Origin of the sequence: Actinomadura viridis, from assembly GCF_015751755.1 — a bacterium.
Classification (GTDB): Bacteria; Actinomycetota; Actinomycetes; order Streptosporangiales; family Streptosporangiaceae; genus Spirillospora; species Spirillospora viridis.
Genome location: NZ_JADOUA010000001.1, coordinates 1,503,544 through 1,518,029 on the forward strand (window position 1 = coordinate 1,503,544; position 14,486 = coordinate 1,518,029).

Consider the following 14,486-nt stretch of genomic DNA (forward strand, 5'->3'; position numbering starts at 1 on the left):
CGGTATGCGACTGCACGCGATCCTGCCGAACGAGGCACCGCGGACCGGGCCCGACCGGATCGTCGACCTGGCCGTGCTCGCCGAAGAGCTGGGCTTCGCGGGGGTATGGCTGCCCGACCACCTGCTGCCGCCGGCTCCCTACGGTCCGGTGTACGGCGGGGTCTACGAGCCGCTCGTCACCCTCGCGCACATCTCCGCCCGCACGTCCCGGATCCGGATGGGCACCTCGGTGCTGGTGCTGCCGCTGCGCGACCCGTTCACGGTCGCCAAGCAGGCCGCCACGCTGGACCGGCTGTCGGGCGGGCGGTTCGTGCTGGGCGTCGGGATCGGCTGGGACCGTGCCGAGTTCGCTGCGGTGGGAGCGGACTACGCCGGCCGGGCCGCCCGTACCGACGAGGCGATCCGGCTGATCCGCCACCTGCACGACCGGGGCGGCGGCCCGTTCGAGGGCGAGCGTTTCGGGTTCGGGACCGGGGTGTTCGAGCCCCGCCCCGGAGGCGGCCGGGTGCCGATCATGGTCGGTGGCATGAGCGACGCCGCGCTGCGCCGCGCGGCCCGTCACGCCGACATGTGGCAGAGCGTCGACACCACCCCCGAGCGGTTCGCCGAGCTCGCCGCCCGGTTCCGGGAGGCGGCCGGGCGGCCGGTCGAGGCCGGGGCGCGGACGGGCTGGCGGGACGATCTCGCGGCGGACCTGCCGGCATGGGAACGGGCCGGAGCCGACCACCTCGCCGTCCACTTCGGCGACGCGGCGGAGGCCCCGGCCCGGATGGAGGCCCTGATGAGGGCCTTCCCTAGCAGCTGAAGTCGATGTCGGAGAAGCTCTCGTAGTGGTCGGCGGTGTAGTACATGCCGTCGGCGCCCTGGTCGCCCGCCGTCACGATGCGGCGGGCACCGCGGTGGTCCACACCCGGGGTCTTGACCGTGTACTCGTGGTAGTAGCCCGAGGGCTCGTCGGGGAGCAGGCCCTCACGGTTCTGGAAGACGGTGCCGTCCTGCGGGTAGGGGTAGGGGCCGCCCTGTTCGATGAGGGCGATGGTGTCGCCGGCCTGGGGCGGGAGCTGCGACTCGCAGATCGGCGGGATCGCGGTGGTGACGGGTGCGGTGGTGACGGGTGCGGTGGCGGCGGGGCCGGTGAACGCGGGCGCGGACGGCACGGCGGCCTGTGCGGTGGCGGGGGCCGTGAGCCCCGCCACGAGGAGCGGGACGAGGAGCAGGAACCGGACGATGTGATGTGAGCGGGGGGACTCCATGGGCCGAGTCTGCGTTCCTGGGCCCCGGGACGGTCAAGGCAAGGCCGGTCATTTCAGTTGATATTGCCGATCCCGCCATCCGTGATTCGGCAGGGATCCCGGGTGCGGACCTCGGCCGGGCGGCGCCGTAAATCGGTCGACAGCGCGCTCCGGCGTGGCATGCTGGCCGCGTGGAGCCCGAGATGAGTGTCCTGATCGACGACGAACTGCTGATGTTCCTTCCCGCGGCCCGCAGGCGGGCACGGCAGGCGGTGCCGATCGACGGGACGTCGACGCTGGGGCATGTGGTGGAGTCCCTCGGCGTGCCGCTGCCCGAGATCGGCCCGCTCACGGTGAACGGGGATCCGGCCGGGCCCGGTCACCTTCCCGCGGCCGGCGACGAGGTACGGGTGGCGGCCGTGCCGCGGCCCCAGCCCGTCCCGCTGGAGCCCGGCCAGATCGCGCCCCGGTTCCTGCTGGACGTGCACCTCGGCACGCTGGCCCGGCGGCTGCGCCTGCTCGGGCTGGACACCGCCTACCACAACGACATGGACGACCCCGCGCTCGTCGTCCAGGCCAACGAGGAGCGCCGGGTGCTGCTGACCCAGGACCGCGGCCTGCTGCGGCGCCGCGCCCTGTGGTTCGGCGCGTACGTCCGGGGATCGCGCCCCGACGACCAGCTGCGCGACCTGCTGGAGCGGTTCGCGCCGGAGCTGGCGCCGTGGACGCGCTGCACGGCCTGCAACGGCGTGCTGGTCGCGGTCGACAAGGAGGAGATCGAGCGCGAGCTGGCGGACGGCACCCGCCGCAGCTACGACGTCTACGGCCGCTGCGCCGACTGCGGCCAGGTCTACTGGCGCGGCGCGCACGGCGACCATCTGGAGCGGATCGTCGAGCACGCGGCGCGGGTCGTCGCCGCCGCGCGTTCCGGAGGCGCGGGCACGGGCGCGGGCACGGGCGCTGGTGCCGGGAACGTCCCGTCCGGCGACCTGCCCGCCGCGCCCGAGGGCGCCGTCTCCTGACGCGCCCGGCGGCGTTCCGGCATGATGCCGGGCAGAGAGGGGCTGGTTGCGATCAACGTTGTGGTGGGCGCGGCGATCATTTCCGGGGGACGGCTGCTGGCGGCGCAGCGGGCGGAGCCGCCCGAGCTGGCCGGCGGCTGGGAGTTCCCCGGCGGCAAGGTCGACCCCGGCGAGTCCGACGAGGACGCCCTGGTCCGGGAGTGTCACGAGGAGCTGGGCGTCAAGATCGCGCTGGACGTCCGGATCGGTGCCGACTGGCCGCTGAGCCTCGGCGGCGTCCTGCGGGTGTGGACCGCCGGGATCACGGCGGGCGAACCGCGGGCCCTGGAGCACCTCGCGCTGCGCTGGCTCGGCCCTGACGAGCTGTACGACGTGGAGTGGCTGCCGGGTGACCTTCCCGTGGTCGAGGGCATCCGCCCCCACCTCCTGGGCGGCGCGGGGGGCTGAGCGGCCGGGCCGCCGGCCGCCGGGGAGCCTGGCGAAAAAACGGCAGAAATCGCCAAATATCACATTCATCGCGAACGGGGCCATCCGCGCTGGCGGGGGGATCCCGGACGGGCAAGTAGAATCGGCAGGGCCGCACGTCTGCGGTGACCCCACTCTCTCACCCAAGCGAGACCGCATGCCCATCTCCACGCGCGATGACCTCCGGAACGTCGCGATCGTCGCCCACGTCGACCACGGCAAGACGACGCTGGTCGACGCCATGCTCTGGCAGTCCGGCGCGTTCCGCGAGAACCAGGACGTGGACGACCGCGTCATGGACTCCGGTGATCTGGAGCGGGAGAAGGGCATCACCATCCTCGCCAAGAACACCGCCGTCCGGCACGCCGGGATGACGATCAACATCATCGACACCCCGGGCCACGCCGACTTCGGGGGCGAGGTCGAGCGCGGTCTGTCCATGGTCGACGGCGTCGTCCTGCTGGTGGACGCGAGCGAGGGGCCGCTGCCGCAGACCCGGTTCGTGCTGCGCAAGGCGCTGGCCGCGCGGCTGCCGGTGATCCTGGTGGTCAACAAGACCGACCGGCCGGACGCCCGGATCGACGAGGTCGTCGACGAGACCTACGAACTGTTCATGGATCTGGACGCCGAAGAGGAGCAGATCGACTTCCCGATCGTGTACGCCTCGGGGCGGGCCGGCCGGGCCTCGCTGGACAAGCCCGGCAACGGGGAGATGCCCGGCAGCCCCGACCTGGAGCCGCTGTTCGAGGTCATCAAGCAGACCATCCCGGCGCCGTCCTACGACCCCGACGCCCCGCTGCAGGCGCACGTCACCAACCTCGACGCCTCCAGCTACCTGGGCCGGATCGCGCTGTGCCGGGTCCACTCGGGCATCATCAAGAAGGGCCAGCAGGTCGCCTGGTGCAAGCGCGACGGCAGCGTCGAGCGGGTCCGCATCAGCGAGCTGATGATGACCGAGGCGCTCACCCGCAAGCCCGCCGAGGCGGCCGGGCCCGGCGACATCATCGCGCTGGCCGGCATTCCGGAGATCATGATCGGTGAGACCCTCGCCGACCCCGACGACCCGCGCCCGCTGCCGCTGATCACGGTGGACGAGCCGGCCATCTCGATGACCATCGGCACCAACACCAGCCCGCTCGCGGGCCGGGAGAAGGGCACCAAGGTCACCGCCCGGCTGGTCAAGGACCGGCTGGACCGCGAGCTGGTCGGCAACGTGTCCATCCGCGTGCTGCCCACCGAGCGTCCCGACGCGTGGGAGGTGCAGGGCCGCGGCGAGCTGGCCCTGGCCATCCTGGTCGAGAACATGCGCCGCGAGGGGTACGAGCTGACCGTCGGCAAGCCGCAGGTGGTCGCCCGCGAGATCGACGGCAGGCGGCACGAGCCGGTGGAGCGGCTCACCGTCGACATCCCCGAGGAGCACCTGGGCGCCGTCACCCAGCTCCTGGCGGTCCGCAAGGGCCGGATGGAGCAGATGACCAACCACGGCACCGGCTGGATCCGGCTGGAGTTCCTGGTCCCGGCGCGCGGCCTGATCGGCTTCCGGACCGAGTTCCTCACCGAGACCCGCGGCACGGGCATGGCCCACCACGTGTTCGAGGGCTACGAGCCCTGGTTCGGCGAGCTGCGCACCCGCCCGTCCGGCTCCCTGGTCGCCGACCGGACCGGCGCCGCCACCGCGTACGCGATCACCAACCTGCAGGAGCGCGGCACCTTCTTCGTCGGCCCGACCACACAGGTCTACGAGGGCATGATCGTCGGGGAGAACTCCCGTTCCGACGACATGGACGTCAACATCTGCAAGGAGAAGCAGAAGACCAACATCCGCTCCTCCACGGCCGAGAGCACCGAGACGCTGACCCCGCCGCGCCTGCTCAGCCTGGAGGAGGCGCTGGAGTTCGTGCGCGAGGACGAGTGCGTCGAGGTGACGCCCACCGCCGTGCGGCTGCGCAAGGTCGTCCTGGACGGCAAGGAGCGCGAGCGCACCCGCGCCCGCGCCAAGCGCGCCGGCGGCTGAGCCCGCAGGCGGCTGAGCGCGCCGGCGGCCAGTCCGCCCCCAGCCCGTCCGCCCAGTTGCCCGTGACATGAGAGGGGCCGCTCCGGAGTCATCCGGAGCGGCCCCTTCCATGTCGCTCGCGGGTTACTTGAGCTGGACGGTCCCGGTCACGTCGGCGGCCAGCCGGAGCTGGTCACCGTCGCGCAGCGGCGCCTCCACACCGCGCGGCAGCCGCTCGCCGTTCACGAACGTGCCGTTGGTGGACCCCTCGTCGCGCACCCACGCGGTGCCGGACGGGTCGAGCCAGAGCGTGGAGTGACGCCGCGACACGTTGTCGTACTGCGTGAACGTCGACGCCACCGGTGACTGGCCCGCGTCCCGGCCCAGGACCAGGTGCTGGCCCACCGAGACCTTCAGCTCCCCGGAGGGGAACTGCACGCGCAGCACCGGCGTGCCCTGCTGCGGCAGCGGCCTCAGGCAGGAGTCGCACTGGACGGCGTTCGGGCTGGACAGCACCGCCTCGCAGTACGGGCACATGTACGCCGTGCTGTCACTGCCCGGCCGCTGCCCGTGCTGGGCCTCCGGCGGCAGCAGCGTCGCCTCCCGGCCGTGCGGCGGAGGAGGCAGGTGCGACCCGCCCTGGTGGGGCGGCGAGTAAGGGTTGTCACCCGGCCCGGGCTGCGGCGCGTGCGGCTGGTACTGGTGCTGCTGCTGGTCGGGCGCGGGAGGCTGCGGCGGCCCCCACTGGTCGGGTGACGGCGGCGGGGGAGCGGCCCACGGATCGTGCTGCGGCTGTGCCTGCCCCTGCTGACCGCCCTGATGCTGCTGGGACGGCGCCTGGGCGCCATGGTGCGGCTGGCTCGTGGAGGGCTGCTGGCCCCCGTGGTGCTGCTGCGGCGGAGGGCCCCACCCCTCGGGTCCCTGCGCGTGCCCCTGCTGCCCCTGGCCGTGCCCCTGCTGGCCTTGGTGCCCCTGGTGTCCCTGGTGCCCCTGCTGGCCTTGCTGGCCCTGCGGGGGGACGCCCCAAGGGTCCTGGGGGATCGGAGGCGGGCCGGGCTGCTGCGGCTCCCCGTACTGAGGTTGCGCCGGAGAGGACCCATGCGGGCCTCCGAGCTGCCCCCCGTGCCCGTGCTGCGGCTCGCCCTGCTGGTGGCCCTGCTGGTGCTGCGGCGGGCCGGGCATCGGCGGCTGAGGAGGCCCCGGGGGCTGGTGCGGGCTCTGCCCGTGCCCCTGCTGCTGGTACGGAGAGTCGCCGTACGGAGAGTCCTGGTAGGGCGGCTGGTGCTGGCCCTGCTGGTGGGGTGCCTGCTGGTGGGGTTGCTGCGGGCCCTGCCCGTAGGGCTGCTGGCCGTGCTGCGGCGCGGGAGGGGGTGGGATTCGCGGTGGCTGCTGGTCGTCGTACCCCTGGCCCGGCCGCCTGCCGCCCCCGGCGCGCGCCAGGTTCGCCCCGCAGCTCAGGCAGAGCAGATCCCCCTGCTGGAAGGGCTCGTCACAGACAGGGCAGTTCAAGGTCGCCATGACACATCCCCCGCTCGTATCCCGGCGCGCTCCAGCGTCGATGTGAGGTGATCCATGTCACCTCTCCGCGGGATCCCGATGTAGTACACCCGCCTTCCCTCCGGCCCCTCGTCCACGGACACCTGCACTCGGGGCCCTGCGTCTTCCACTTCCTTAACGGCGTCGGAGCCGGCGCCGGTCAGGGCCCCGTATCTCGCCCGTCCCAGCGGGGAGAGCGGTACGACGCGCTGGTTGGCCGACCCCCTCCAGAGTAGAGAGCCACTCTGGCCGTGTCGCCCCCTCGGGTTGAGCCGCTCGATGTACGGCCCCGTGATGACGGCGTCACACGACTCCAGGATCTCGCGCGCCTCGGGGGAGCGCGAGAGCCGAGAGTAGACATATCCGCTGTAGACGAGAATGTCCAACGGAATGGTCTCATGGCATGACTCGTCCCGCCACCTGCGGATACCGCGCACCAGCGCGGCCAGCGCCGCGGGCTGCTGGAACGGTTCCCCGCCGGAGATCGTCACGCCCTCGACCGGGCCGGGAAGGGACGCCAGCCAGCCCAGCACGGCCTCCACCGGCACCTCCTTGGCCGGGTCGGCCTCCCAGGTGTCGCGCGACAGGCACCCCGGGCAGTGCAGCGTGCACCCCTGCAACCAGATGCCCGCGCGGACCCCCGGGCCGAGGGTGGTCACCGGGTAGTGGGCCTTGGCCAGGAGCAGGCCCGGCGGTACGGCCGGCGTCACTGGAGGTCCAGATGGACGATGCCGCCCTCCTGCCGGACGCCGGACACGGTGATCCGCTCGTCGGGCACGAGTTCGCGGTCGAACAGCGCGCGGGCCAGGGGGTTGACGAAGTAGGACTCCAGCGCCATCCCGATGCCGCGTCCGCCCTTGTCCAGCTCGGTGGTGCACCAGCCGCGCAGCGTCTCCAGGGCGTCGCCCTTCACCACCAGCACCAGCCGGTGCTCGTCGGTGACCCGGCGGCAGATGTTCGCGAACTGCAGGTCGAAGATCTTGTTGGCCGCCTCCGCGCCGATGAAGTCGAACACCACGATGTTGTCGCCGAACCGGTTGAGCAGCTCGGGACGGTTGAGCACCTCGGTGAAGTGGTCGGCGACCGCGCCCTTGATCCGCTGCTCGACCTCCTCGTACGACATGCCCGGGGTGATGTTCTGGATCCGCGGCGCGGGCGGGGAGGCCACGTCGGAACGGGCGGTGATGTCCCGGCCCTGCACGTACATCCCCAGGTTCGAGGTGAAGATCAGGATCGACTCGGAGAAGTGGACGGTGTTGCCCCGCCCGTCGGTCAGCCGGCCGTCCTCCAGGATCTGCAGGAACTTGTCCAGGATCCGCGGATGCGCCTTCTCGATCTCGTCGAACAGGATCACCCGGAAGGGGTCCTCGCGGACCGCGTTGGTCAGCTCGCCGCCGGCCTCGTGCCCGACGTACCCGGGCGGGGACCCGATCAGCCGGTCGCCCGACCCCTCCCCGGAGAACTCGCTCATGTCGAACCGCAGGTAGGCCGACTCGTCCCCGAACACCAGCTCGGTGATGGCCTTGGCCAGCTCGGTCTTGCCGGTGCCGGTCGGCCCGGCGAAGAACAGCACGCCGCGCGGCCGGCTGCCCGACCGGGTGGCCTGGGCGCCCGACAGCCCCAGCACCGCGCGCTTGAGGATGTCGAGCGTCTTGGTCACCGCCTGGGGCTGCCCGATCACCCGTTCGGGGACCTTGCGCTCGCCCTCCAGCACGCGCCGCCGCAGGTGGCCGCGGCTCCACGGGTTGTCCAGCACGCCGAGCTTGTAGGTGCGCACCGCGTCCGGCAGGTCGGCCAGGTCGACGTTGCGCTCCTTGGCCAGCCGGGTCACCTCGATCATCGACTGCAGGGTGAGCCCGTCGGCCTGCTCGGCGAACGCGTCGCAGGCCGCCGCCGCGGCCTGGTCGCCGCCCACGTCGCTCACCCCGAACGCGCGGGCCAGCAGCCGGGCGGTCTCCTGCCGGTCGCCCAGATGGGGCCGCGGGATGGTGATCTCACGCACGTTCTCGTTGTCGGCGGTCAGCCAGGGCGGCAGGTCGCCGGGCCGTTCCACCAGCCACACCACCGGGTTGTACAGCGGCTTGGGCCGCGGCCCCGTCACCCGGACCGGCCGGGCGGAGCGCGACAGCTTGGCGCAGAAGCGGAAGAAGTCGCGTTCGGCCGGCTCCAGGTCCGTGGGCGTCCGGGCGATGCGGGACGCCGAGTCGATCACGAACGCGGCGCGCAGGTTCTCCTCCGGCCGCGCCACCGCGGCCAGATGCCCGGTCAGCGCCTCCAGCGACGGCTTCTGCTCGCCCTTGCGCTTGCCCAGCAGCCGCTCGGCCGCCCGCGCCGCCTCCTCGGAGACCTCGTCGCCGTTGTCGGGATACACCTGCAGCCCGTCCACCGGGTCGTACACCACCATGCAGGAGAAGCCGCTGGAACGCAGCGCCTCCCACAGCAGCTCGCGCAGGGGGAGCAGCCGGCCGGGACCGGCGCTCTCCAGCGAAGGGGCCAGGAAGCTGTCGTACAGGTTTCCCGACAGCACGTACTGGGAGTGCACCGACAGGGTGGCGTCCAGCTCGCGGATGAACGGCGGCCAGCCGGGCAGGCGCCCCCCGAGGGTCGGCGACTCGATGCTCACGTGCTCGCCCTCCTCGCGGCGCGGCGCCGCTCACGGCTGGCCAGGGCCTGGCAGGCAGTCACTTCTCACGCTCCCGACGGCGCTCACGTTGTCCGGGTCGGGTCCCAGTCTGCCGGGCCTCCCGCCGCGACCCGTCGTTGACCGGCAGCTCGCGCACTCCGGGGTCCAGCCTCCAGGTGACCCGGGAACGGATCCCGGCGCCCTCCAGCCGCGTCCGGGCGGCCTCGAACGCCTCGCACCACTCCCGTTCCCGCTCCACGTCCACCCGGCGGTCGTCCTCGCTGCGCGCCGGCCGCGTCCGGACCATCGAGGCCCGCAGCCGCGCGTCGTCGTCGACCCGCATCCGCACGCTGTGGTCGGGCCACGACCCCCGCGACAGCACCACCTCGCCGTCACCGCCCGCGGTCAGCGTCTCGAACCCGCCCTGCACCTCGTACCCCATCTCCTCGAACGCCGAGGTGATCGAGCCGAGCACGTACCGGCGCTCGGCCTCGGCCTGCTCGGCGGCGTCCCGTTCGGCCGCCCGCCGCCGCTGCTCGGCGCGCAGCTCCTCGGTACGGCGGTTGGCGGCCTGGACCCGCAGCCTGACCTCGGTCAGCGCCCCCTCCGCCTCCTCCAGGGAGACGGCGGCGGCGAGCAGCCGCGCGGCCTCGGCCACCGTCCGGCGGTCCTCCTCGGCGACGTCCGGCAGCAGCCGCGCCAGGACCCGTTCGAGCGTCCGGTACGTCTCGCCGGAGGTCTCCGCGCCGTCGGCCCGCGGCGGCGGGGCGGCGCCCACATCGGCCCGCAGCCCCTCCACGGCGCCCGGAGCGGCGAAGATCTCGGCGGCGACCGAGGCGGCCAGCCGCTCCGACAGCGCCCGCTCGGCCCGGTCCAGCGCCTCGTCCGCGGCGGCGCACCAGGAGAGCAGCTCCTCGGCCGCCAGCCCGTCCGGCCGCAGCGGCGCCGGGAGGGCGACCTCGGCGCCCAGCCCGGCCCGGGTCTCGGCCAGCGCCTCGATACGCGCGTTGCGGTCGAGGACCTGGCGCAGCGCCTGGTCGTACGACTCGGCCTCGGCCAGCGCCGCCGCGCGCGCCTCGGCCCGGCCCGCCGCCAGCGCCGCGAGCGCCTCCGCGCCCCGCCCGGCCAGCCCCGCCGTCCGCCCCAGCGCGCGGTTCATCCCCAGGCTGAGGACCACCGCCGCGTCCAGCGCGATATCGGCCTCGACTCCGCTGCTCATGCCGTCCCTCTCCGGTCGAGCCTGCCGTTCCGTACGGAGCGTCCCTCCGCAGGTGGTCTCCCGCCTCGTTAGAGCCTTCCGCCCGGCCCGGGGTTCTCCGCCCCGGCCAGCGCCGCGCGCCCGGCCTCCCCGTGCTCCTGCCGCCAGCGATGCAGCCGGACGCCCGCGGCGACCGCGTGTCCCACCGCGCCGGCGCCCAGCACGAGCAGCCACAGCAGGCTCGCCACCGGGGTCACCGCCGCCATCAGCAGCAGGATCAGCAGCAGCGGCACCGTCCCGGCGAGGAGGAGCACCCCGCACCCGCGCCGCCCGGTCCGCTGGGCCGCCCCCGACATCGTCTGCGACGCCTTGGCCAGCCCCCGGCCGCCCGCCCCCAGCAGGCGCGACAGCCATGACCAGGGACCGTAGGGCAGGTAGTCCCGACCCTGCGCGCGCGCCAGCACCACCTCGCCGCCGCACTGGACCCCCCAGGCGAGCACCGAGCACACCGCCAGCACCCCGAACGGCACCCCGGACGTCCGCTGGAACCCCCCGACCGCGCTGGTGCCGTCGCCGCCCCCGCCCCCGAACAACGCCCCGACGACCCAGCTGCCCAGCAGCCACAGCGCCAGCAGCGGAAGGGACCAGGCCACGGCCCTGCCCACCGCCGGTCCCCGTCCGGCCAGGCGGAGCCGTTCGCGTTCCTCCCAGCGGCCGCGCAGCTCACCCGAGCGCCGCTCGGCGGCACGGAGGTCCCGCGCCGCGGCCTCGGCCTCCAGGGCCGCCTCGGGCGCGGCCCTGGCGACCGCCAGCAGCCGCAGCGGATCGTCGCCCGCCCCGTCCGCGATCCAGTCGAACCAGGCGACCGGCCCGGTGACCGCCGCCCGTCCCCGGGCCGCGGCCCCGGCGATCCGCTCCCGCGTCTCCTCGGGGCGCGCCGCCAGCGCCAGCAACGTCAGCAGGACGACCGGCGGATCGTCGTCGCGGGCGTCGCCCGTGTCGGGCAGCCGGGCCCCCAGCCGGGACGGGGTGGCCCGCTGCTCGCGCAGCCACCCGGCCAGGTCGTTCCACGCACCGGCGTGGGCCCGCCAGCGGCCGTCGGCCCGCGCCAGCTCCCCGCCGCCCTCGAACTCCGCCAGGACCGGCAGCAGGCGCCGATCCCACAGCTCCCGGCCGATCCGGCAGGCGATCCGATGGTCGGGATGCGCGGGGTCGCCCGCCAGCGCCGCCAGGCCCGCCAGATCGTCCACGGCCACCCGCCGCCCCAGGTAGTGGGGCGGCAGCGCCGGATCGAGCCAGCGCACCAGGTGCAGCAGCTTCACATCGGGAGGGAGGTCCGTGGTGAGATACCGGTCGATCAGCCCGATCCGGCTGTCGTCCGGGATCCCTCCGAGCCACTCGCGCAGGGAGCGCCACGCCTCCCCGGACTCGCCCCGCCCGAAGAAATAGGAGGCGGCATCGTCCCAGCTCGCGACCAGCGCGCGCGCCAGCTCGGCGCGGTCGTCGTAACGCCGCCCCGCGAACGGCACCCCGGCACCGGACGGGACGCCCCCGCCGGACGGGACGCCCGGCCGCGCCGGCTCCTCGGCGACCGCCGGTGACCCGCCGTCCAGCCACTCCGCCACCTGCCCGCCGGTCCACCGCCGCCGCGGGTCGCGGGTGAGCAGCCCCCGGCACAGCAGCCGCACCCGCGGATCGGCGACGTCGTCGGCGGGCACCGCCCGGGTCGCCAGATGATCGACCACCGCGGTCTCGCTCAGCCCCTGGAACGGGGCCCGCCCGGTCGCCAGCTCCCGCACGATCATGCCGAGCGACCACCAGTCGCGCGCCGGGGACACCTGCCCCGACAGCGACTCGGGCGCGGCGTAGGCGAGCGTCCGAGACGAGGAGGCGAACACCACGCTCTGGTCCAGGACCCTGCTCAACCCGAAGTCGGCGATCGCCAGCCGCAGCGGCTCGGCCTCGACCACCAGCACGTTCTCCGGCTTGAGGTCGCGGTGCACGATGCCCGCACCGTGCAGCGCGCCCAGCCCGTCCGCGAGCTGCGCCACGATCCGCTCGAGGACCCCGCCGGGCGCCGGACCCGCCATCAGCGCCCGCAGGTTCCCCCCGGGCGCGTACTCGGAGATCTCGTAGTCGCGGCCCTCGGCCTGCCCCGTCTCCAGGATCCGCAGGACGTGCGGGGAGCCCAGCGCGGGCAGCTTCGCCCACACCTCCCGGTCGGCGTGGTAGCCGCGCCGGAACAGCTTCACCACGTACTCGGCGCCGTGCGCGTCCCGTACCAGCAGCAGATCGGACTCGGCACCCTGGACGGGCAGCTCGGCCACCACCGCGAACCGCCCGGCCAGCACGCCCGGCAGCCTCAGCAGCGGCCCCTCTGCGGCCTCCCCGTCACGCCGGGTGGCCCCAGGCCCCGGCGCCGCCGCACCTGGCGCGCCCGGTACGCGGTCGTCGCGGCGGGTCGCACCGGGATCCCGCCGTGTCGCACGAGGGGGAGCGCCGTCTCCCGGCTCCGCACCCGGCTCCTGGAAGTCGCCCACCTGCACTGCCCCGTCTATGTCGCGTGCCTGCCCGCGAGCCTAACGCGCACCTCTAGATCTTGTCCCTGATCGCCCGGAGGTGCTCCACGCCCTTGAACCGCACCACCACCGCCTCCATGAGGATCCGCACCATGAGCAGCTCGAACAGCCAGACCAGCGGGGTGGCGACGACCATGATGACGCCCCAGGCCCAGAAGTCGTCCCAGGTCGCGATCCAGATTCCGAACCCCAGGAAGATCAGGCACTGCAGGCTGATCAGGAGAAGGGCGATGACGTACCACAGCTTGATCAGCTTCGGGGTGACGAGATGGTTGAAGTTGGCGTCCAGCAGCGCGGCCAGCAGCCCCTTCTCCGTCCGCTCCGGTGGCGTCCACTCCTGGTGCGGCGGCTGCTGGGAAGGCATGCCCTGCTGAGGAGCTCCCATAGGGCCCATCGGGCCGGGCATCGGCTGCGGCCCCGTGCCTCCCAGCCCCGGACGGGGCGGCGGTACGCGGCTCGGATGCTGCTGGGGCGGCGGCCCGTACGGGCCAGGCGTCTGGGGACGAGGTCCCTGACCGGGGTCTGGTGGGTTCGTCATCGCCGTCTCCTGGGCTAGAACGGGGCTGTCGCCCAGACTCTAGAACGTGAGGCCCTCGCGCACCCTCGCACGCGCGGGGGTTCGCCGTGGATCAAAGCCACGGAACGTTCACCGGACGGCGATACCAGCGTTCGCCGAGAGCCTGTCCCTCCCTCAGCGCGTGGACGTAAGGGCGGAGCGCCTCGCCGCCGTCGGCGACCGTCCGCCCCAGGAACCGCTCGTCCAGCCGCTCCAGCAAGCTGGCGAGCGGGTCGGCGCCCCCGCTCCGTTCCCTCCGACCTCAAAGAACGCAACCAACCACCGCTCTCGTGGGCGCGCACGGGCCCCAGGGCCCAAACCGGACCCAAATCGCACCCGATCGCGGCTCTCGGCGGGTCTGGCCCTTTAGGCTGCGCGCATGAGGTGTCTCGCGGCGGCCGTCGCTCTCGCACTGGCCCTTGCCGGTACGGCGGCGTGTTCGGGGGACGAGAAGGGCGGCGCGACCCCGCGCCAGAGCCAGAGCCAGAGCCAGGGCCAGGCGACCCCGCAGGGGACACCGGCGGCGAGGCTCGCCGACGTGACGCTGCCCGATCAGCCCGGGCCCCTGGTCGACCTGATCACGCGGCAGGTGCGCGCCGCGGGCACCGTCCGGGCCGAGAACGCCTCCACGACCGCCGAGGGCGCGAAGAAGGTCGAGGAGAAGATCAGCGCACAGCTGCGGACCGGGACCCGTACGCCGAGCGCCCAGATGACGATCGTGAGCCAGGACCCCGCCGACTCGGGCACCACCGAGGCCGTCGTCCTCGACGGGACGATCTACACTCGCGTCGACGGTGAGGAGCAGGCCCCCGGCAAGCCGTGGGTCCGGCTGTCGCGCAAGGACGCGGCCAATCCCGAGCTGGCGCCGTTCGCCAAGATGCTGACCGGCCTGCTCGACGAGATCGACGGGGCGCTCGCGCAGATGTCCACCGACACCGGCCTCGCCCTGGTGAGGAACGGCGCGTTCAAGGGCGCCCCCGCAGAAGAGTCGTTCGAGGGGACCCGGGTGCGCCGTTTCACGGGGACCACCGAGGCGGCGAAGCTGGCCGGTTCGGACCGGGCGTTCGAGGCCCTCTCCAAGGTCGGCATGAAAGAGGTCGCCTGGATGCTGTGGGTGGACGGCAAGGGGCTGCCGCGGAAGTTCCAGACCGACTACACCACCCCGCAGGGGATGAAAGGCTCGCAGACCGTCACCTACCGGAGCTGGGGTGAGCCGCTCATCATCCAGGCCCCTCCCGCGGGCAAGGTGCACACGATCGGCGCGTGAGCCGAGGACGAGTTG

15 protein-coding genes are annotated in these 14,486 nt (G+C 73.7%); 7 read left to right on the forward strand and 8 right to left on the reverse strand.

Translation table 11 applies throughout. The features are described 5' to 3' along the window. The first annotated feature begins 4 nt into the window (after positions 1-4). The gene (locus IW256_RS06535; RefSeq protein ID WP_197010094.1) at positions 5-805 is read left to right on the forward strand and encodes a TIGR03619 family F420-dependent LLM class oxidoreductase; all 801 of its coding nucleotides are present in this window, start codon (positions 5-7) and stop codon (positions 803-805) included. Here IW256_RS06535 and IW256_RS06540 read toward each other — a convergent pair. Beyond that, positions 795-1,253, reverse strand: a complete 459-nt coding sequence (locus IW256_RS06540; protein WP_197010095.1) for a guanyl-specific ribonuclease — start codon at positions 1,251-1,253, stop codon at positions 795-797. The two genes, IW256_RS06535 and IW256_RS06540, sit on opposite strands and share 11 nt — an antisense overlap. A gap of 182 nt (positions 1,254-1,435) precedes the next feature. On the opposite strand from IW256_RS06540, the gene IW256_RS06545 reads away from it, so the two are divergent. The 3 genes from IW256_RS06545 to typA all read left to right on the forward strand — a co-directional run bounded on the left by IW256_RS06545 (position 1,436) and on the right by typA (position 4,733). After that, on the forward strand, positions 1,436-2,254 hold the full coding sequence (locus IW256_RS06545; RefSeq protein WP_197010096.1) for a Mut7-C RNAse domain-containing protein: 819 nt from the start codon (positions 1,436-1,438) through the stop codon (positions 2,252-2,254). Positions 2,255-2,275: 21 nt separating this feature from the next. Next, on the forward strand, positions 2,276-2,701 hold the full coding sequence (locus IW256_RS06550) for a (deoxy)nucleoside triphosphate pyrophosphohydrolase (protein ID WP_231403683.1): 426 nt from the start codon (positions 2,276-2,278) through the stop codon (positions 2,699-2,701). A 175-nt stretch (positions 2,702-2,876) separates the two neighbouring features. Continuing rightward, positions 2,877-4,733 (forward strand): translational GTPase TypA, encoded by a 1,857-nt coding sequence (gene typA / locus IW256_RS06555; protein ID WP_197010097.1) that lies wholly within the window; start codon positions 2,877-2,879, stop codon positions 4,731-4,733. A gap of 123 nt (positions 4,734-4,856) precedes the next feature. Here the strand turns inward: typA and IW256_RS06560 are convergent, their stop codons facing one another. After that, a complete protein-coding gene (locus IW256_RS06560) occupies positions 4,857-5,249 on the reverse strand; it encodes an FHA domain-containing protein (protein ID WP_197010098.1) in 393 nt (130 codons plus the stop codon). Between the two features lie 90 nt (positions 5,250-5,339). Here IW256_RS06560 and IW256_RS42085 point away from each other — a divergent pair, with 90 nt between their 5' ends. Both IW256_RS42085 and IW256_RS06565 read left to right on the forward strand, forming a co-directional pair. Then, positions 5,340-5,468 carry a hypothetical protein gene (locus IW256_RS42085; RefSeq protein WP_269217915.1) on the forward strand — a complete coding sequence of 43 codons (129 nt, stop codon included), beginning with the start codon at positions 5,340-5,342 and terminating at the stop codon, positions 5,466-5,468. A 27-nt stretch (positions 5,469-5,495) separates the two neighbouring features. After that, entirely contained in the window at positions 5,496-6,281 is a 786-nt protein-coding gene (locus IW256_RS06565) for a hypothetical protein (RefSeq protein ID WP_197010099.1), read from the forward strand. Here the strand turns inward: IW256_RS06565 and IW256_RS06570 are convergent. The 6 genes from IW256_RS06570 to IW256_RS06595 form a co-directional block, all read right to left on the reverse strand. Beyond that, a complete protein-coding gene (locus IW256_RS06570; RefSeq protein ID WP_197010100.1) occupies positions 6,218-6,958 on the reverse strand; it encodes a 4Fe-4S single cluster domain-containing protein in 741 nt (246 codons plus the stop codon). The genes IW256_RS06565 and IW256_RS06570 overlap by 64 nt on opposite strands. Next, on the reverse strand, positions 6,955-8,871 hold the full coding sequence (locus tag IW256_RS06575; RefSeq protein ID WP_197010101.1) for an AAA family ATPase: 1,917 nt from the start codon (positions 8,869-8,871) through the stop codon (positions 6,955-6,957). Before IW256_RS06575 ends, IW256_RS06570 begins: the two co-directional genes overlap by 4 nt. Before the next feature lie 58 nt (positions 8,872-8,929). Further along, a complete protein-coding gene (locus tag IW256_RS06580; RefSeq protein WP_197010102.1) occupies positions 8,930-10,090 on the reverse strand; it encodes a response regulator receiver protein in 1,161 nt (386 codons plus the stop codon). Positions 10,091-10,158: 68 nt separating this feature from the next. Then, positions 10,159-12,420 carry a serine/threonine-protein kinase gene (locus IW256_RS06585; RefSeq protein ID WP_307828761.1) on the reverse strand — a complete coding sequence of 754 codons (2,262 nt, stop codon included), beginning with the start codon at positions 12,418-12,420 and terminating at the stop codon, positions 10,159-10,161. Between the two features lie 241 nt (positions 12,421-12,661). Further along, positions 12,662-13,012: a DUF4282 domain-containing protein gene (locus IW256_RS06590; RefSeq protein WP_197010103.1), complete on the reverse strand. Its 351-nt coding sequence runs from the start codon at positions 13,010-13,012 to the stop codon at positions 12,662-12,664. Positions 13,013-13,277: 265 nt separating this feature from the next. Continuing rightward, positions 13,278-13,424, reverse strand: a complete 147-nt coding sequence (locus tag IW256_RS06595; RefSeq protein WP_197010104.1) for a hypothetical protein — start codon at positions 13,422-13,424, stop codon at positions 13,278-13,280. Positions 13,425-13,583: 159 nt separating this feature from the next. On the opposite strand from IW256_RS06595, the gene IW256_RS06600 reads away from it, so the two are divergent. Then, entirely contained in the window at positions 13,584-14,471 is an 888-nt protein-coding gene (locus IW256_RS06600; RefSeq protein ID WP_197010105.1) for an SCO4651 family lipoprotein, read from the forward strand. Positions 14,472-14,486 lie beyond the last annotated feature (15 nt).

Coding starts and splice junctions, on each gene's coding strand:
- IW256_RS06535 (WP_197010094.1), top strand. CDS start 5: ATGCGACTGCACGCGATCCTGCCGAACGAGGCACCGCGGACCGGGCCC.
- IW256_RS06540 (WP_197010095.1), bottom strand. CDS start 1,253: ATGGAGTCCCCCCGCTCACATCACATCGTCCGGTTCCTGCTCCTCGTC.
- IW256_RS06545 (WP_197010096.1), top strand. CDS start 1,436: ATGAGTGTCCTGATCGACGACGAACTGCTGATGTTCCTTCCCGCGGCC.
- IW256_RS06550 (WP_231403683.1), top strand. CDS start 2,276: ATGATGCCGGGCAGAGAGGGGCTGGTTGCGATCAACGTTGTGGTGGGC.
- typA (WP_197010097.1), top strand. CDS start 2,877: ATGCCCATCTCCACGCGCGATGACCTCCGGAACGTCGCGATCGTCGCC.
- IW256_RS06560 (WP_197010098.1), bottom strand. CDS start 5,249: ATGTGCCCGTACTGCGAGGCGGTGCTGTCCAGCCCGAACGCCGTCCAG.
- IW256_RS06580 (WP_197010102.1), bottom strand. CDS start 10,090: ATGAGCAGCGGAGTCGAGGCCGATATCGCGCTGGACGCGGCGGTGGTC.
- IW256_RS06590 (WP_197010103.1), bottom strand. CDS start 13,012: ATGCCTTCCCAGCAGCCGCCGCACCAGGAGTGGACGCCACCGGAGCGG.
- IW256_RS06600 (WP_197010105.1), top strand. CDS start 13,584: ATGAGGTGTCTCGCGGCGGCCGTCGCTCTCGCACTGGCCCTTGCCGGT.